Raw genomic sequence first — 18,506 nt, 5'->3', positions numbered from 1 at the left:
CCGATCGTGCTAACGTTATATTTATCGAGGCGACAAACAATCATAGAAAATAAAGATGCCATCTTTAGTCACAGAAGATTGGGGATACAAATTTACTGGGAATCGGGCGATTAATAAATTTATTCGCGATGTTGAAGGGGAAGCAGCTTTAGCAAAATATTGCGATTGGGAATGCAAAGAGCGTGCGGAAATTCTGATGTCAGAGATTGCCGGTAAATCTCACAATATTTTCTATCTGCGCCGCCAACAGGTAAATCAGAGATTTTCGGAAGAAGAAATTTGGGAATTGATCGTTGCTACGGATCGAGATGATTTTGAATTCCCAGAATTGTTGCAAAAAAGAGACTGCACTTTACGCTTATTAGCAACTGTACGCTGCGAAGATGGCATTGGTGGCCTCAAGTTATTGGATGCTGGTTTAGTAAATCAGCTAAGAGGTAAGAAAGATGGTTATGTTTTGCCCCAGAAATTGCGACTTTTAGGTAATAGTAAAGCCGGAGTGCCTCGCAAGTCGATCGCCCGCGTACAACAACTGCCATTTTGGGAAGATAGACACATACCAACCGAGGAACAACTAAAAGTTTGGCACAGTTTCCTAAAAGTTGAAAAACGGATTGCGGAAGCTCGTCAATTTTGCGTCCCTTTCCGAGGTCATAATTACGGTTCGACGCTCAAAATCATCACTTTAGAAATTGATTCTAGTTCCGCAACTTTAGATGGCTATGAAGAAAATTGTTTAGAATTGGGCGACTTTCGAGAAAGGCTAAAAAATGCCCGCCATGAAGAAATTACCCTGTTTGATTCTGCGCCGGGAACCAGAAGCAGCCGAGATGGAGAAACTTTAGGTTCGATCGCCGAAATTGACTTTGAGCATAGCAAATTACGCATCAAATTAGACCCAGATTTAGCTGTGCGCATGGCTGGCGATCGATATTTATTACCTAAACAAGGATTTTTGTATTTTGAGGCTGCTGGCGATATCACTCAGATTAAACGCAAAGAACAAGCTTTGAAAATGTTGGCAGATGGCCGGGCTCAAAATCCCTATTTGAGCGATTTTTTGTTCGACGCTTCCCAAGCAAGGTTGCCACAAAAAACTATTCAATTAGAACGGGAAAATTTATTAAATCCTAATGCCAATGCTGACCAAATTTCTGCGGTAGAAACAGTGCTGGCTGCACGAGATTTAATTCTGATTCAAGGACCTCCGGGAACTGGAAAAACTACGGTGATTGCCGAGATTTGCTATCAAATTGCCCGTCAAGGTGGCAAAACCTTGATTGCTTCTCAGGCCAATTTAGCTGTAGATAATGCTTTGAGTCGCTTGGTTCACAATCCGGCGATTCGGGCGTTGCGCAAGGGAAAAGCTCATAAGGTGCAGGAAGAAGGACAGCCATTTTTGGAAGAAAATGCGATCGGCACTTGGCTACAAAATACAGCGACTGACTGCGAACAAAAATTATTATATCGCCAGCAAAATGTCACTTATTTGCGAAAGTTATTAACAGAGTATGAAAGATTTCCTGATTACTTTGCAGCGGAATTAGATTTTTATAGTCAACAAAAACACCTGCACAGTGCCAAGGCAAATCTTGAGGCTAACTGCAATCTTCAAGAAACAGCATATCAGGAAAGTTTAGCAGAAAAACAAGAAATTGAAGCTTTATTTGTGGCTTTAGAACAACTCCTAGATTCACCAAAAGTGGATTGGGAATCTCCTGAAATAACCGAATTTATGCCTAGACTTAAACCTTATTCAGAAGGTAATGTTTTAGTCGAAAATTTTATGGGGAATGTGCGGATAGCAGCTAATCAGGCTACTCAAATCGGCTTTGTTAGGCCAGCTTGTGGTGCTTTTGGGATTGCGGTTTGGTTGCGAGAAACTGTAGCACCACAAATAGCAGAATTTCAAACAGCCTTTGATTGTGCTGATGATGTTTGTAATGCTATGTCAGCAGTTGCGGATTCGCTGCGGGTGTCGCGACAGATTTCTGATGCTTTGAGTCAGCTACAATTGGGCGATCGCCAAAATCAGACAAATCGCCAAAATTTACAGCAGAAAATCCAGAATTTGGAACTACGAAAAGCAGAAATTGCCACCGTTGTTGTCGCCGTTGCAGAGTGGATTCAGACTGCGGATACTCGACTGGATGCCGTTGTCAAATCTTGCTGGGAAACAGGGGCGCTGCTGACCGATGACATGGTAGAATTGCCTGGGGGATTGCTGAAAATTGCCCGATCGCTCAAATTGGCGATCGTCCCCGCCAAATGGAAAGTTAGTTTGCCCGATTTAGACAGACTACAAAAGGCGATTTCCCATGAAGCCAGCGGGGGTTTTAAGGACCTTCAAGGTCAACAATTCCGATTTAGCGAGTTTTTGCACCTAAATTTGAGCCAAACGCCGATCGTACTCTCTGCGGGCGATCGGACCCAATGGCAACAACTAGCCAAAGATTTTGATAACTATTCCCAAATCAGCCGAAGTCAACGCCAATTTATCATAGAAACAGCCAGCACTTTCTTCGCCAATATTCAAAAAATTTACAGCGCATCTTTACAGCCACATAACATCCAGACAACCCTCGATCGTCTCGCCAAAGAATTGCTGCACACCATCCTCGAAAATGCACGCCAATGTGTGGTTCCCCTGAAAACAGAAACCGAACAGCAACTACAAAAACAGCAACAGCTATTAGAGCGACTAAACTTGAGCTTAAATCAGCCAGAAATATCCGCCATTCAACTTCAGCTAGAAACAGCACAAAAAGGAACCAATTTAAAAATTAACACAGCAACTAATCTCTTGCAAGCAATTGTCGATCAGCCAAACCTCCCCGAAAAAATGCGAGCCTTAGCCGAACAATATCTGAGCCACACATCTAATATTTGGGAACAACCACAACAATTTATTCGCCAATTTGAGGCTTGGAAAGAAATTACTTCTCAGCTAGAAAACTACATAACAGCCCTCGATCCTTTTGGTATCTTGCAGCTCATTAAAAACAGTCTCAAAGACCATTTATTGCCGCTGCAACTAGCATCCAACAACGGGTTACAGCAACTCCAAGAACTCCAAACAGAATTGAGCGAAGTTCTAGAACAACTTCAACAGCAGCAGCCAACACCCGCATTAATTATGGACAGAACTTGGTGGGAGTCCGCATGGCAAATTTTCCCAGATAAATACAAGCTAGAAGTGAACAGTACGGGACTATTCACGGTGGAATTTTTACGGAGAATAAAACGACAATTAACTAAATGGAAACAAGAATTAGAACGAGACGAAACAGAACTAAATCGCTCTCAAGAATTTGTAAAAGACTGGATCAAAAAACTCCACAATCCTTCAGAAAAAGACCAAAGTGATTTAAAGCAAATTTATATAGACAATGCCAATGTTATTGGCATTACTTGCGTACAAGCAGCCAGTTTCGACTTCAGCAAAAACTTCCCCAGCTTTGATGCCGTCATCATTGACGAAGTTAGTAAATGTACGCCCCCAGAATTATTGATTCCCGCTTTGAAAGGCAAAAAATTAGTATTAGTAGGCGATCACAGACAGTTACCGCCTATGTTCGATCGCAATACCATCGCTGATATTGCCGAAGAAATTGGCTGTAGCGGAGACGAACTAAGTTTCATCAAAGAATCCCTCTTCAAAACGTTGTTTGAAAATGCCAACGACACCATCAAACAAATGCTGACAACTCAATACCGAATGCACCCGCAGATTATGGGAGCAATCAATCAATTTTATGACCAAAAACTCAACTGTGGTATTGCAGAACCAGACACCAGACGCGCCCACAACCTGGCGGGTAAAATCCTTCAAGACACTAATCACATCCTGTGGGTAAAAACACCAATCGGACAAGGTTTTGAAGAAGAAAAGAATGGCACTTCCCGCTTGAATGTCAAAGAAGTAGATGCCATTGAACGTTTGTGCGAAGAAATGGAAATAGCTTGGCAGTCAAAAATTGCCGATGGTGAACCGCCTAAAGAAATCGGAATCATTACTTTTTACGGCGCTCAGTTAAGGTTAATTCAAGATAGACTTGAACCGGAAAGATTTCCATCTTTGAGCATCCGTACTGGGACTGTGGACATATTTCAAGGCATGGAGCGACCTGTGATTATTGTCAGCACAGTGTGCAATAATAATAGGGGAGATATTGGATTTGCCAAGGAACCGGAACGGGTGAATGTGGCATTTTCCCGCGCTCAAGAATTGCTGGTAGTTGTTGGCTGCCACGATTTATTTACCCAACAAACAGGTACTGTCGGCAAAATGTATCAGGAAGTTTCAAAAACGGTGCGTTACTGTGGAGGTTTTCTAGATGTCTCTAGCTTCCTCAACTAAACCCATTGACTCTAACTTAAGTTCCCTAGTGGCACAAATTGAGCAACAAAATCCGGGTTTGTCAGTTTTGGCGGCGCGTCAATTCCGCTGTGCAAAACGACAAACACCTTTGGAGGTGACAATTAGCGAACCTCGTGAATTTAACGTGCTCGAAGAGTTTATTCTGCGGGCTTGTATCGAGTTTGTACCTGCGCCAACGTTGAAGGAATTGGCTGATTTGCTGGGCTTAGACGAGGTTTTCGTGAAGACTACGGCAACGACTTTGGTGAGTTTGGACATCTTGGAGGTGTCTGGAATGGACAAAATTGCGATCGCACCGGGAGGAAGAGATTTTTGCGATTTAGGTGCTGTTAGTAAGTCGCAAATTCAATCAATTTATGCCATTTCCGATCCATTAAATCAAACTCTTACCTTTAATTTCGACTCTCTACGGACAGAAACTATCGACTTACCAGATTTAGCAGATTTAATATTACTAGAACATCAAATTTCTGACATTGCAAATTTAAGTATAACAGAAATCCAGCCATTAATTCAAGATTCTGGCTTAGGAATTCACATCCCAGCCGACGGCAAACTTGTCACAAAGTGTGATGTAGTTGGCGACGATTTAAATATTTGGCAAGTCCTATCTATTTTTGTGTTGTTTGATGCGATCGAAAATCAAACTACCATCCAAGTACGACAGGGAAAACAAATATTAGAAACAGCATCAAACTTACTCAACGAACTCCAAGCTCAAGCAAAAATATCCTTAAATGACTTCTGCAAAGCTACTGAAAATGTTGTGGTTCAAGAAGCCGAAATAATCGACACTCCCCAAAAAAAGAAACAAGCATCTAAGCAAAAACCTAAGAAAACTGAGTCAAGAAAAAAGTAATTTGAGGAAGAAAATCCTCACTACAAACCTTTTTGTAGTAAGGATTTTAGTCCCGCTCGACTCCGAACTTAAAACTGTGCTTTGCTGCTACTGAGCCTTAACACATTTCAACATCCGCAAAGTAGCCGCCGCCGCATAATTCCGTTTTGCAGAATCATTGGGAGCAAACCGATTTCCAATTTCATTCAGAGATGAAGCAACTGAACAATAGGCAGACATTTGATTAATAATTGCCGCCGCCCAATGACTTTGAGTATCAGAAAAATTTTTAGCCGGCTGTTTTGGAATTAAATCTGGCTTCATTCCCCGCGCCGACAAACCAAATTCTGCGGAACGACGGAGGACAGCCATTAATTCAGCGCGAGTGACTGGTTGGGTAGGTTTAAAAGTTCCATCTTTATAGCCGCTGACTATGTTATTGTCCCGCGCAAATTGAACTTTAGCTGCACTCCAACGGGAAGTATCAACGTCGCTATAGGGACGCAAAGAAATATTGGTAGGAAATTTGATATTAGCCCCTGGTATTCCTTTCAAACCTTCTAATACTAAAGATACTAATTCCTCTCTAGTGACAGCGACTTGCGGTCGAAAAGTATTATCTTGAGAAAATCCAGCGACAAACCCAAGGCTGACAGCTTCTTTAATTTCGGCAGAGTAGATATCGTTGCTAATATCTTTAAAGGTAGGAGTACCAGTATTTCCGCCAGTGTTTCCGCCAGTATTTCCGCCAGTATTTCCGCCAGTATTTCCGCCAGTATTTCCGCCAGTATTTCCGCCAGTGTTTCCGCCAGTGTTTCCGCCAGTGTTTCCGCCTATATCCCCCGGTGCAGCTTGATTGCTAGTGAAATAAAAGTGACCTAATATTTTGCCTTGATAAGATCTTTTGGTCAAGCGCCAAGCTGGATCTAGAATAATTTTCATAAAGCCCTTAGCATCACCATTGGTTCTACCGATAATCACAGGTTCACCTTTGAGATCGATGGGAGTTCCCATGAGTAAAACATCACCGTTGACTTGCTGTAAATCCAGGGTGTATTTTAATGCTAAGTCAGTGCCGGCCATGCGAATAGAAAAACCGTTACTGTCAGTAGCACGACCGCAAATACCGGTAAAATCAAAGGAGATCAATAGCGGATCGACTTGCACGGGATTAGAGCCACTTTCGCTCCAGCACGCTCGCTTGTCAGATACCTGTTCCACAATTAGTAATTGGTAGCCACCAAAACCACGGGGTTGAGCAATAGCAATCACTCGGTCTTGATTAATTTCTGTTTGGTCAAAAGTAAATGCTAGGGCGGAACCGATCGCCCCGATGGTTAAAAGTGCGGAACTAGCCAGGGCGGCTGCTGTACGTCGCAGTGAAAGTTTGATCATGTTTCTTGATTTTCCCCTTACTTTAATTCAACCTTTCTCAAATAGACATCTCCCATAATTGTTGGGGAACAGACCAGAAAGCCTGTTCAAACCTTGGCTTTTTAGGAGAAGTCTAATTAAAAAATTAGCGTCTTTCAGACAACAAGATATTGAGATAGAATTTTACCATTTGTTGTTCCTGATATCAAATCCTCTCTTCATCGTCCTGTATTAAACTCTCTCTTCTCTTCCTTCGCGTCCTTAGCGCCTTCGCGGTTAAATCATTCCGATATAAAAAACTGGCGCGCTAAATTGAGTTAACGCACCAGATTATGTACAGTGAAAAAATAATTTTTGCCTCTACCGGAACATACTGCTGACAGAACTATCTTCGTGAATCCGCCAAATAGTTTCTCCCAGCAAATTCGCCACCGAAAGCACAGTTAACTGCTCGAACTGCTTCTCTTCTGGTACAGGAATTGTATTGGTAACAATCACCTCTTCCAAAACTCCACTGGACAAACGCTCGATCGCCGGAGGTGAAAACACCGCATGAGTAGCACAAGCATAAACCTGTCTTGCACCCTCGCGACGCAACAGCCTCGCCCCCTCACAAATCGTGCCAGCAGTATCGATCATATCGTCCACCAACACGGCTGTTTTGCCTCGAACATCCCCGATCACATTCATCACTTCCGCCACATTGTGAGCTTGACGGCGCTTGTCAATAATTGCCAGTGGTGCGTCATTGAGTTTTTTGGCAAAAGCCCTGGCCCTAGCGACTCCGCCCACATCCGGCGACACCACAACAATATCTGTCAACTGTTTGCTCTTGAGGTAATCTAGGAGTATGGGAGAGCCGTAAACATGATCGAAAGGAATGTCAAAATAACCTTGAATTTGAGCTGAGTGTAAATCCATTGCCAAAATGCGGCCAGCCCCAGCTTCTGTAATCAAATTAGCGACCAATTTCGCGGTAATTGACTCTCTTCCTGCGGTTTTGCGATCGGCTCTAGCATACCCATAGTAAGGAATCACGGCAGTGACTTGTCTGGCCGAAGCGCGGCGACAAGCATCGATCATAATTAATAATTCCATGAGGCGATCGTTCACCGGACAGCTAGTTGGCTGAATCAAGTAAACATCGCAACCTCGAATCGATTCCTGAATTTGAACATAGAGTTCCCCATCAGCGAACCGCTTGCGAACCATAGGCCCCAAATCAATCCCCAGATAGCGAGCCACCTCTTGAGCGAGGGGAACATTAGCAGAACCGGAAAACAACCGGAGACGATCGTGAGAGGAAATGGGAGGCTCGGGAAGCGGAAGCGGTAAAGTAGCAGAACGGATCACAGCAGGCCTCTTGCAAGACGTTTATTTTACCGCTATCTTACCATCGGAAACTATAAATATAGCAACCCTAATTGAGTGGTATCACCACTTTACCCCCAGAAACGGGTTTTTTTTGATCGGTATAAATGATTTAGGCTAGCTATGTATGGTAGCTGAAACTCCGGTACGATCGAGCGGAGCGATCGATGGAAACGGAATAAACTTGCAAAAAACCGCAAAAAAAGTTAAGAATTTGAAGCAGACTCCTGATTTTTGATATCGGGCAAAAAAAGGTGAAAATCCATGAGCTTAAGAGAACGCATTGACGCAGAAATCAAAGCCGCTATGAAATCCAAGGACAAAGTTCGCTTGGAAACAGTACGTGGCATCAAGAAATTTATTCTCGAAAAAGAAGTCAGCCTCCGTCCCTCCGGGCAAGACACCTTGACAGAAGCTCAAGAGATGGAGATTTTAATGCAAATAGCAAAACAGCGCCGAGATTCGATCGAACAATACCGCAAAGGTGGCCGTGAAGATTTAGTCGCACAAGAGGAAGCGGAGTTGGCAATTGTGGAAGAGTATTTGCCACCTCAGATGTCAGACGAAGATATCAGTGAAGTTATTGATGCAGTTATTGCCACGGCGGGCGCTACTTCTGCCAAAGATATGGGCAAGGTGATGGGAGCAGCCATGCAGCAGCTTAAAGGCAAAGCAGACGGCAAGAAAATTCAAGACATGGTGAAAGCGAAGCTTAGTCCTTAAGTCAGCAGTCCTTAGTCAGCAGTCAGAATGCAGGGGCAAACCCCCCGTGGTTGTCCCTGTTTAAATCTGCAAAAAAAACCCGGTTTTTGAAAGTTGTACAAAAAAATGTAAAATGCTAACTTCGATCGGGACTCTCAGCTAGAGACGGTGAAGTATGCTGTGGAGGCTTAAACACATAACAGTCTAAGTCTGTCCGCGATCGTCTATTTTTAAACATTGTCTACTTAAATTTATGCAGCCACCTATTGCTATTGGAACTCTCCTACAAAGCCGCTACCGCTTACTGAAGATTTTAGGTCAAGGAGGATTTGGCCGCACTTATTTAGTAGAAGACTTGGGGCGATTTCAAGAACATTGCGCCCTGAAGGAATTTATTCCAGCCCAAAGCGGTGCCTACGTGCTGGAAAAATCCAAGGAATTATTTCAAAGAGAAGCAGCCATTCTTTATCAAATTCAACACCCCCAAATTCCTCAGTTTCGGGCAATATTTGAGGAGAATCAGCGTTTATTTTTGGTGCAGGATTACGTGGAAGGGAAAACATACCGGGAACTACTGCTCGATCGCATTGACCGTGGCCGCACCTTCTTGGAAACCGAAGTGCTGGTATTTATCCGGCAAATGCTGCCAGTGCTAGCTCACATCCACGCCCGCGGCATCATTCACCGGGACATCTCGCCAGAAAACATTATTCTCCGCGAAAACGACAAAATGCCCGTACTGATTGACTTTGGAGTAGTGAAAGAACTCGCCACCAAAGTGCAGTCTCCCGAAGGCACAGCCCACGCCACCACAGTCGGTAAAATCGGCTACGCACCCTTGGAACAGTTGCAAAGCGGGCGAGCCACAGCTAGCAGCGACCTCTACGCTTTAGCAGTAACGGCGATCGTGCTGCTGACAGGGAAAGAACCCCAGGAATTACTCGATCAAACCACCCTGCTGTGGAATTGGCAGCAGCGAGTGCAGGTGAGTACGGCTTTAGCTTTAGTCTTAAATCGGATGTTGAGTCGCACTCCAGCCGATCGCTATCAATCAGTCAGCGAAGTCGCCCAAGCACTAGACGGACAAATAAATCCCTACGCTAACCCCCAAACCGTAGCCCCCACTGGGCCACCGGCATCGTCCAATGTCTCCCAAGTAGCCACAGTAGCCGTGGGTAGACGGCCAGATCCGATCGGTCAAAGTTCCCACCCCCAAAACCAGCCCCATCCAGTCATCGATCCCGCCACCAGCTCTATTTGGGACAATCCCATGGCGGCGATCGGCATCGGTGCAGGTTTAGTCATCTTGACCGGCTTCGGTTCCTGGGCCTTAGTAGGTTCATTCCTCAACAATCAGCGCCCGCAGCCGACTCCAACGGAGGTGAACACAGAAACACCACTCCTACCATCTCCCACACCCAGAGTAACTCCCACACCAACCCCGGAACCGTCACCAGTACCCGATCCCGTGCCCGCACCAGTACCCGATCCCGTGCCTGCACCAGCACCAGATCCAGTGCCCGATCCGACACCAGAACCAGTACCCGATCCGACACCAGCCCCAACACCAGAGCCTGTGCCCGATCCGACACCAGCCCCAACACCAGAGCCCGTCCCCGATCCGACACCAGCCCCAACTCCCACACCAAAACCAACTCCCGCACCAACTCCCACACCAAAACCAACTCCCACACCAAAACCAACTCCCGCACCTTCGCCGTCGCCAGCACCTTCGCCGTCGCCAGCACCAGCACCCACACCCGCGCCGTCGCCCTCGCCAGTACCCGCACCCGCGCCAGCACCCGAACCCGCACCGTCGCCGGAACCCGCACCCGCACCCGCCGAAAATCCACCTCAACCATCGCCTGCTCTGTAATTGATAATATTTGGTAGCAGATCGATGGCTGTTGCCAAGGTAAATTTTCAGTTACTTTGATTGCGACTTACTATACTCAGTTTAAGAAAAATTACCCCTTACCTATTAGCTATCCATGAACTCCCTGCTAATTACTGGAACTGATACCGACGCGGGCAAAACGGTTTTAACGAGTGCTCTGGCTGCTTATTGGCAAACCTATTTTGCCGATCGCACTTTGGGAATTACCAAGCTGTTGCAAACGGGAACAGGCGATCGCGAACACTACACCCGTTTATTTCACCTCGACCAATCCCCCCAAGAACTCAATCCACTGCACTTTGATGCGCCTCTAGCACCTCCAATCGCCGCCGAACGGGAGGGGAGACCTATTGAACTAGAAAAGGTGTGGACGACGCTACAAAGCCTCCAGCAGCGCAAAGATTTTGTGTTGGTGGAAGCTTTGGGAGGGCTCGGTTCCCCTGTAACGCGGGAACTGACGGTGGCGGATCTGGCGAGGGATTGGCGGCTCAGGGGGGTATTGGTGGTACCGGTCAGGTTGGGGGCGATCGGGCAAGCTGTAGCTAATGTTGCCCTTGCCAGACAAAGCGGCTTTAAACTCAAAGGTATTGTCCTGAACTGCGTTCAACCTGCTTCCGAGCAAGAAATTGCCGATTGGGCTCCGATCTACTTAATTGAGTCACTTACTCAAATACGTGTTTTGGGTACTTTGCCACATTTAGATGACCCCAATGACCTGACTAAACTAGCTAAAGCAGCGTCAGAATTAGATTTAGAACGATTATTACCTGGGGTAAATTTAATTCCTCAGATTGCTAAATAACCGTCTTGTAAACACCTCTCTTTTTCAATATTCTCTTTCTCTGCGTACTCTGTGCCCTCTGTGGTTCATTAAAGACTAAGATTTTATTTTAACCGCAGAGAGCGCAGAGAGCGCAGAGAGTGCTAAGAAGGAAAAGAGAGAGTTTTACAAATTATTTAATAGCTTGGCATCTAGAGCAGGTAAAGATTAAAATAAGTAGGAAAATAACAAGTAAGAAGTAACCAATAACATGATTTATACTTTACCGAATTTAACTTCTGTCGATTTATCGAACTTGAGGCTGGAAATTAGAAATTTACAGCCTCAATTAGTGGAATGGCGTCGCCGTTTGCACCAAAAACCTGAGTTGAGTTTTGAGGAGAACTTAACCGCGGATTTTGTTTCCCAAAAGTTGCAGGAATGGGGCATTGAGCATCAAACTGCTATTGCTAAAACGGGGATTGTCGCTACTATAGACAGTGGCAAACCAGGGCCTGTTTTGGCAATTCGGGCTGATATGGATGCTTTGCCAATTCAAGAGGAAAATCAGGTTGATTATCGATCGCAACATAACGGGATTATGCACGCTTGTGGCCATGACGGACACACGGCGATCGCCCTCGGTACAGCCTGTTATCTCGCCCAGCACAAACACAGCTTTTGCGGCACTGTAAAAATCATCTTCCAGCCCGCCGAAGAAGGTCCAGGCGGCGCAAAGCCCATGATTGAAGCTGGAGTTTTAAAGCATCCTGACGTTGATGCGATCGTCGGCTTGCATTTGTGGAATAATCTGCCTTTAGGCACTGTAGGCGTGCGTAGTGGCCCGCTGATGGCCGCCGTGGAAATTTTTGATTGTACAATTTTGGGCAAAGGTGGACACGGTGCGATGCCCCATCAGACTGTAGATGCGATCGTAGTTGCAGCCCAAATAGTCAACGCTTTGCAGGCAATTGTAGCCCGGAATATCGATCCGATCGACTCCGCAGTAGTCACCGTCGGCAAATTCCACGCAGGCCAAACCCACAATGTCATTGCCGATACCGCTAAAATCGGAGGCACCGTCCGCTATTTCAATCCAGCATATCAAGGTTATTTTAACAATCGAATCGAACAAATAATTGCCGGAATTTGTCACAGCCACGGAGCAAATTATCAATTCGATTATTATTGGCTTTACCCACCGGTCATCAACGATACCAACATGGCTGAATTGGTGCGTAGCGTAGCAGAAACCGTGGTAGAAACTCCAGCCGGAATCGTGCCAGAATGTCAAACAATGGGCGGTGAAGATATGTCCTTCTTTTTGCAAGAAGTCCCCGGTTGCTATTTCTTTTTAGGTTCAGCCAATCAGGAGAAAAATTTAGCCTACCCCCATCATCACCCGCGATTTGATTTTGATGAAACTGCTTTAGGGATTGGTGTAGAAATGTTTGTCCGGTGCGTGGAAAAGTTTTGCGTTAGAGATTAGCGGTTCCCGCTCCATGTTTCGGTTTGAACAAACTGCTGATTTGTTATCTGTGATTCATATCGTTTCCGGCTGCATCGGAATGATTTAACCACAGAGAACGCAGAGAACACAGAGGGAGATAAGAGAGATGAATAATTCCGATGTTACCGGATTTGATATCAGACTTTTCGGTTTCAAGCAGTCGAAGATAATTCGGCGGTTGAAACCGCTACTACACAAACAAAGTCTGCCTCCGCAGACTAAGAAACAAAAGTGGCATTTAACTCAAATTTGATATTATTATTTAGTTTGAAATATATTCTGCACCATCTTTTTATCTAACTTTGCCGCCACTTTATCCAATTCTGCCATCTCGCCAGAGTCTAATTTCCAGCCTAAAGCACCAATATTCTCCGCCGCCTGGGCCGCCGATTTCGCCCCCGGAATCGGAATAGTTTCTTTACTAATACACCAGTTAATCGCCACCTGAGAAATAGTCTTGTTTCTGGATGTCGCTATTTCTCGCAAACACTCCAAAAGCGATCGCATTCCCGGCAATATCTGTTTACACGCCAAACCTCGGATACCTTTAGGAATGGGACCCTTTTCCGAATATTTCCCCGTCAATAATCCCAAGGCTAAAGGACTGTAAGCAATTAATTTTATCCCCAGTTCGTCGCACACTTCTTTGAGACCAAGTTCCGTAACTGGATAGGTAGAAAGTAGCGAATATTGCACTTGTAATGTAATAATTGGAATTTGGCGATCGCGAAATCTTTCATATACCCATTTTAAGCGTTTAGGCCCATAATTAGATAGACCTACTCCCTTCACCAAGCCTTGCTCGTAAAGGTCAGCCAAACCATCTAACAGAGCCCCTTCTTGCCAAGGAGCATAATTAGCTGTAGACCAGTGCATTTGCACCAAATCGACATTTTTCCCCAGGCGAGAAGCTGAGGCTTTACCAGCCGATATCATAGATTGTCGCGTCAATCTCCAAGGATAAGCAGCCAGTTTAGTCGCAATACAAATACTATCTTGATTTACACCTTGATAGGCTTGAGAAAACTGCCCTAAAAGCATCTCGCTACGTCCGTTTAATTTCCCAGTTCCATAGGAATCACCAGTATCAAATAAAGTGACACCATTACTCACACAAAGATTGAAAACGGCTTGCAATTGGGAATCCATACTTTCATCATAATCCCAGAGTAATCTGTTGCCCCAGGCCCAAGTGCCACAGCCCATTGTTGGTAGAAAAAGTTGTTGGTTTGTTTGCATTTTTGGTAAAATGATAAACACAGATCAAATCTCATTGGGTGCATCTGTGTTTGGCAAATATATTCGTAGGGGCGAAGCATGACCGCTGTAAATCTCTGGTTATCACTAATAAATTATCTGCGGTCATGCTTCGCCCTTACCAAATCAGGATGCTCCCATTTCATCCGCCTTCATCTGTGTTTATCTGCTGATATCTACGGTGAAAATTTCCGAATCTAACTATAGCAATCCTAAATCATTTGTGAATTTCTTACTCCCTCCCCTGATTCAAGGGGAGGGTTGGGGTGGGGTAAAAAATTTACGACTCATTTAGGATTGCTACAATTGGCTGTAACAGCCCTTCAAAGTCACAGTAAATCAGCCAAAACGACCGCTGACATATTCCATAGTAGAAACTTCCTTGGGATTTTGGAAAATCACCTCAGTCCTGTCGCACTCCACCAGATAGCCAAAGCGTTTGCCATCATCAGAAAGTTTAGCATTGAAAAAAGCAGTCAAGTCAGAAACACGAGAAGCCTGCTGCATATTGTGAGTCACAATCACAATGGTATACTGCTCTTTGAGTTCCCGCATCAACTCCTCAATTTTGATCGTAGAAATCGGATCGAGAGAAGCGCAAGGTTCATCCATTAATACTACATCAGGATTAATGGCGATCGCCCTAGCAATACACAAACGCTGCTGCTGGCCACCCGAAAGCGAAAAACCACTCTGCTTCAGTTTATCTTTTACCTCATCCCAAAGATAAGCTTGGCGCAGCGACTTTTCCACCAACTCATCCATATCGCCCTTATAGTTATTCACCCTCGCACCGTAAGCAATATTGTCATAAATTGACTTCGGGAAAGGATTCGGCTTTTGAAACACCATCCCAATCCGGCGACGCACCTCCACAGCATCAATATCAGGATCGTATAGATTTTGACCGTGATAATAAATTTGACCGTTTAAACGAAAACCATTAACCAAATCATTAAGACGATTAAAACATCGCAAAATTGTACTTTTTCCGCACCCAGACGGTCCGATAAAAGCAGTAATCCGATTTTTAGGAATCTCCATCGAAACATTTTTTACAGCTTGAAAAGCGCCGTAAAAAATATTGATATTGTCTACCTGCAAAACCGTTTCCGTTTTCTCTTCCAACAATTCCATCATACAATTAATACTCCAATCAAATTTTACAACCTAAGCCGAAGATTACAGCGGGAAAGTGGGAGATAATTGCCAACTGCCAACTGCCAACTGCCAACTGCCAACTGACTAATAAACTTTTTGGCGAGTTGCCCAACGAGAAAGAATACTCGTCAGTAAAACCATGAACACCAAAATTAAAGAAGCCGCCCAAGCTAATTCTTTCTGTGCCTTAAACGGAACTGTTGCAAAGTTGTACACCAAAACCGAAAGGGAAGGAGTTGGCTTATCAAATCCTGCTGGCCAAAAAGGCGAATTTAACGCAGTGAAAATCAAAGGAGCAGTTTCTCCAGCAGCGCGGGCAATTGCCAGCGTCACACCAGTTAAAATAGCCGGAATAGCAGCAGGCAAAACCACCTGCAACACTGTTTGATAATTAGATGCACCCACACCAACCGAAGCCCATCTAATATCTTGAGGGACGATTTGTAAAGCTTCGTCAGTAGTTCGCACAATCGTCGGCAACATCAGCACTGCCAGCGCAGCACCGCCTGCAATTGCCGAAAAACCTCCCATATTTACCACAAACAAACCGTAGGCAAATACCCCCGCAATAATCGAAGGAACACCGCTGAGAACATTAGTAGCAAAACGCACCCAGCGAGCTATGGAGCCTTTGCTAAATTCAGACAAATAAACGGCGGCCAATACACCAAAAGGTACAGCAATTAAAGAAGCAATTCCCACGGTCATCAATGTACCGATAATTGCATTAGCAATACCGCCTCCCGATAGTCCAGGCGGTGGTGGTAGCTTAGTGAATAAGTCTAAATTCAGGCGATTGAAACCTTGTACGGTGACGTAGGAAAGCACTGCAAACAAAGGCAACAGAGTAATTGTTAAACAGGCTCCCGCTAATACTGTCATCGCCATATTGAACAGCGATAGGGGACTGTTTTTAACTTTTTTTAAATTACCTGTCTTCGAGGCAAAAGAATCAAGACCTTCAGAGGTTCTGTTTGACATAAATTAAAACTGTAGGGGGATTTGCCACCAATTTTTAGTTGTACTTGGCTCTAACTTGAGAAACAATCCACTCTGCCAAAATATTAACAATCAGGGTCATAATAAACAAAATTAGCCCCGTGTACATCAGAGCTGCTACTTGCAACCCGGAAGCTTCGGCAAACTGATTTGCCATCAAAGAAGCAATAGTATTGGCAGGAGCTAGCACCGAAAGACTTAACTGATTGGAGTTGCCAATTAACAGAGTTGCAGCCATTGTTTCTCCCATCGCGCGTCCTAAACCGAGCATAATTCCGCCGACAATACCGGAGAAAGCAGCGGGTACCAGCACCCGAAAAATGGTTGTCCAACGAGTTGCTCCTAAACCTAAAGATGCTTGCCGCAATTCGGGAGGCAGACTTGCTAGAGAGTCACGGGAGATAGCAGTAATAATCGGCAAAGTCATGATTCCCAAAATTACTCCGGCGGGTAACATTCCGGGTCCCACTGGGGGGGTGCTAAAAATTGGTAGCCATCCGAAAGTGCCGTTGAGAAACTTGCCGAGGTTGGTAATAATGGGAATCAATACAGCAATTCCCCACAAACCGTAAACTACGCTAGGAATGGCGGCTAAAAGTTCTACCAAAAAAACCAAGGCTGTGCGGATTGGTAGGGGTAGAAAATCTTCGCTCAGGAAGATCGCAGTGCCTACTCCTAATGGTACTGCAATTAGGAGCGCGATCGCCGAACTGACGATCGTCCCGTAAATCATCGGCAGGGCACCGTACTCTTCTTTAACTGGGTTCCAGCTACTGCTAAATAAAAATCCCAAACCGTACTGTTGAATCGCAGGTAATGCTCTGAAAGCAACTGTGAGTGCTATCACCAGCAAAATTACCCCAATTCCTATGCCCAAAATCCTAGTTAGCCAGATAAAGGCTTGGTCTAAGGATTTTTCTACTGGAGAGCGGGAACGGCTCTCAGATTCTGCGCTCTGATTATGTGAAATCATAGACAAAACAACCAAGTAATAGTTTTGAAAAAAACAATTTTAGGAAAAAGTTAGCGGGAAGGAAGCAGAAAGAAAAAACATAAATAACATTCCACAGGAGTGGGTGGATTAATCGCCCTGACTTTTCCACAAATATTTCTGATGAAAATCGCTCCTTGTATTTGGAAAGAGGTAGATGGCGATTTACCGTTGGGTGGGGGCGGGTTTATGAGATTATCGATGTTAGGCTCATATTGTTGGTGAAACCCGCCCCTACAGAAATATCCCTCTTCCTTCTTCCTTCTTCCTTCTTCCTTCTTCCTTCAATTACTATTTGGCAACCTCAATCTTGTAGTCGGCGCTGATGCCGTCAGCAGCCGCGGCCACTTTTTCTTTAACGCTTTGGGGCAGAGGAACGTAGCCCAATTCGGAACTAACTTTTTGACCTTCATTCAAGCCGTATTCCACCATAGCCTCGATCGCTTTGGCTTTGTTGGCATCCGCAACTGTTTTGGGGACTAGCATCCAAGTATAGGTGACAATTGGATAGGATTTAGCACCTTCTGGGTCTTCGATAAATGCTCGCAGATTTTCTGGGAGTGGAACTGTTGCTAGAGCTTCTGAAGCTGATTCGTCGTTAGGTACGACAAATGTACCTGCTTTGTTTTGCAAAGATGCAAATTTGAGATTGTTGTTTTTGGCGTAGCCGTATTCTACATAGCCAATGCCGCCGACGGTTTGCAGGACTTGGGCTGTGACACCTTCGTTGCCTTTTGCACCGACAAAGGTACCTGTTTTGGGCCACTCTACTGTTTTGCCGTCGCCTACTGTGCTTTTCCAGTCGGGGCTGATGGCACTCAGGTGTTTGGTGAAGACGGCGGTGGTACCGCTACCATCGGAACGGTGCACGACGGTAATGGCTTGGTCTGGTAATTTAGCACCAGGATTCGCTGCTGCTATTTTGGGGTCGTTCCACTTGGTAATTTTACCGGCGAAGATTTCTGCGTAAACATCCCGTGGCAGTTTGAGTTCGGGTACGTCTGGTAAGTTGTAGCCGATGACGATGCTGCCGGCTGTCATGGGCAACAAAATCACGCCTTTGTCTGCTGGAACTTTGGCGATTTCGTCGTCTTTCATGGCGGTGTCGCTGGCACCAAAGTCTACGGTGCCTTTGGTAAATTGTTCGACTCCGGCTCCGCTACCTACGGATTGATAGTTAATTTGTACTTTGGGGTTGATTTTGTTGAAGTCTTGAAACCAACGCTGGTACAGGGGAGCGGGGAATGATGCGCCGGCTGCGGTGA

14 protein-coding genes are annotated in these 18,506 nt (G+C 45.1%); 7 read left to right on the top strand and 7 right to left on the bottom strand.

The window, feature by feature from the left end; genetic code table 11:
* The first annotated feature begins 55 nt into the window (after nt 1–55).
* Together AAFP11_RS19480 and AAFP11_RS19475 are read left to right on the top strand one after the other, a co-directional pair.
* Entirely contained in the window at nt 56–4,360 is a 4,305-nt protein-coding gene (locus AAFP11_RS19480; RefSeq protein WP_341738545.1) for an AAA domain-containing protein, read from the top strand.
* Nucleotides 4,338–5,240, top strand: coding sequence for a hypothetical protein (locus AAFP11_RS19475; RefSeq protein ID WP_341738544.1), 903 nt, complete (start codon nt 4,338–4,340; stop codon nt 5,238–5,240). The genes AAFP11_RS19480 and AAFP11_RS19475 overlap by 23 nt, the downstream gene beginning before the upstream one ends.
* A gap of 87 nt (nt 5,241–5,327) precedes the next feature.
* Here the strand turns inward: AAFP11_RS19475 and AAFP11_RS19470 are convergent, their stop codons facing one another.
* Together AAFP11_RS19470 and AAFP11_RS19465 are read right to left on the bottom strand one after the other, a co-directional pair.
* Nucleotides 5,328–6,611, bottom strand: coding sequence for a DUF3747 domain-containing protein (locus tag AAFP11_RS19470; protein WP_341738558.1), 1,284 nt, complete (start codon nt 6,609–6,611; stop codon nt 5,328–5,330).
* A 342-nt stretch (nt 6,612–6,953) separates the two neighbouring features.
* Nucleotides 6,954–7,946, bottom strand: coding sequence for a ribose-phosphate pyrophosphokinase (locus AAFP11_RS19465; protein ID WP_341738543.1), 993 nt, complete (start codon nt 7,944–7,946; stop codon nt 6,954–6,956).
* 282 nt (nt 7,947–8,228) lie between these two features.
* On the opposite strand from AAFP11_RS19465, the gene AAFP11_RS19460 reads away from it, so the two are divergent.
* From AAFP11_RS19460 to AAFP11_RS19440, 5 genes are all read left to right on the top strand, one after another.
* Nucleotides 8,229–8,687: a GatB/YqeY domain-containing protein gene (locus AAFP11_RS19460; RefSeq protein ID WP_341738542.1), complete on the top strand. Its 459-nt coding sequence runs from the start codon at nt 8,229–8,231 to the stop codon at nt 8,685–8,687.
* Nucleotides 8,688–8,919: 232 nt separating this feature from the next.
* Nucleotides 8,920–10,542: a serine/threonine-protein kinase gene (locus AAFP11_RS19455; protein ID WP_341738541.1), complete on the top strand. Its 1,623-nt coding sequence runs from the start codon at nt 8,920–8,922 to the stop codon at nt 10,540–10,542.
* Nucleotides 10,543–10,657: 115 nt separating this feature from the next.
* Entirely contained in the window at nt 10,658–11,365 is a 708-nt protein-coding gene (bioD, locus tag AAFP11_RS19450) for a dethiobiotin synthase (RefSeq protein ID WP_341738540.1), read from the top strand.
* Between the two features lie 229 nt (nt 11,366–11,594).
* Nucleotides 11,595–12,812 (top strand): M20 family metallopeptidase, encoded by a 1,218-nt coding sequence (locus AAFP11_RS19445; RefSeq protein ID WP_341738539.1) that lies wholly within the window; start codon nt 11,595–11,597, stop codon nt 12,810–12,812.
* 127 nt (nt 12,813–12,939) lie between these two features.
* Nucleotides 12,940–13,086 (top strand): hypothetical protein, encoded by a 147-nt coding sequence (locus tag AAFP11_RS19440; RefSeq protein WP_341738538.1) that lies wholly within the window; start codon nt 12,940–12,942, stop codon nt 13,084–13,086.
* Between the two features lie 5 nt (nt 13,087–13,091).
* Here AAFP11_RS19440 and AAFP11_RS19435 read toward each other — a convergent pair whose 3' ends face one another.
* The 5 genes from AAFP11_RS19435 to pstS all read right to left on the bottom strand — a co-directional run.
* Complete coding sequence (locus AAFP11_RS19435; RefSeq protein WP_341738537.1) at nt 13,092–14,072, bottom strand: aldo/keto reductase; 981 nt, start codon at nt 14,070–14,072, stop codon at nt 13,092–13,094.
* 357 nt (nt 14,073–14,429) lie between these two features.
* Entirely contained in the window at nt 14,430–15,230 is an 801-nt protein-coding gene (gene pstB / locus AAFP11_RS19430; RefSeq protein WP_340522004.1) for a phosphate ABC transporter ATP-binding protein PstB, read from the bottom strand.
* Nucleotides 15,231–15,335: 105 nt separating this feature from the next.
* Entirely contained in the window at nt 15,336–16,232 is an 897-nt protein-coding gene (pstA, locus tag AAFP11_RS19425; protein ID WP_341738536.1) for a phosphate ABC transporter permease PstA, read from the bottom strand.
* A 34-nt stretch (nt 16,233–16,266) separates the two neighbouring features.
* Complete coding sequence (gene pstC, locus AAFP11_RS19420) at nt 16,267–17,223, bottom strand: phosphate ABC transporter permease subunit PstC (protein WP_341738535.1); 957 nt, start codon at nt 17,221–17,223, stop codon at nt 16,267–16,269.
* A 309-nt stretch (nt 17,224–17,532) separates the two neighbouring features.
* A partial coding sequence (gene pstS / locus AAFP11_RS19415) for a phosphate ABC transporter substrate-binding protein PstS (protein WP_341738534.1) occupies nt 17,533–18,506 on the bottom strand: 974 nt, incomplete at its 5' end.

Source organism: Microcoleus sp. CAWBG640 (genome assembly GCF_020883015.1).
In the GTDB taxonomy this organism is placed as follows: Bacteria; Cyanobacteriota; Cyanobacteriia; order Cyanobacteriales; family Microcoleaceae; genus Microcoleus; species Microcoleus anatoxicus.
The sequence above is the reverse complement of the archived record's forward strand: the minus strand, read 5'-3'. Positions and strand labels throughout refer to the sequence as shown.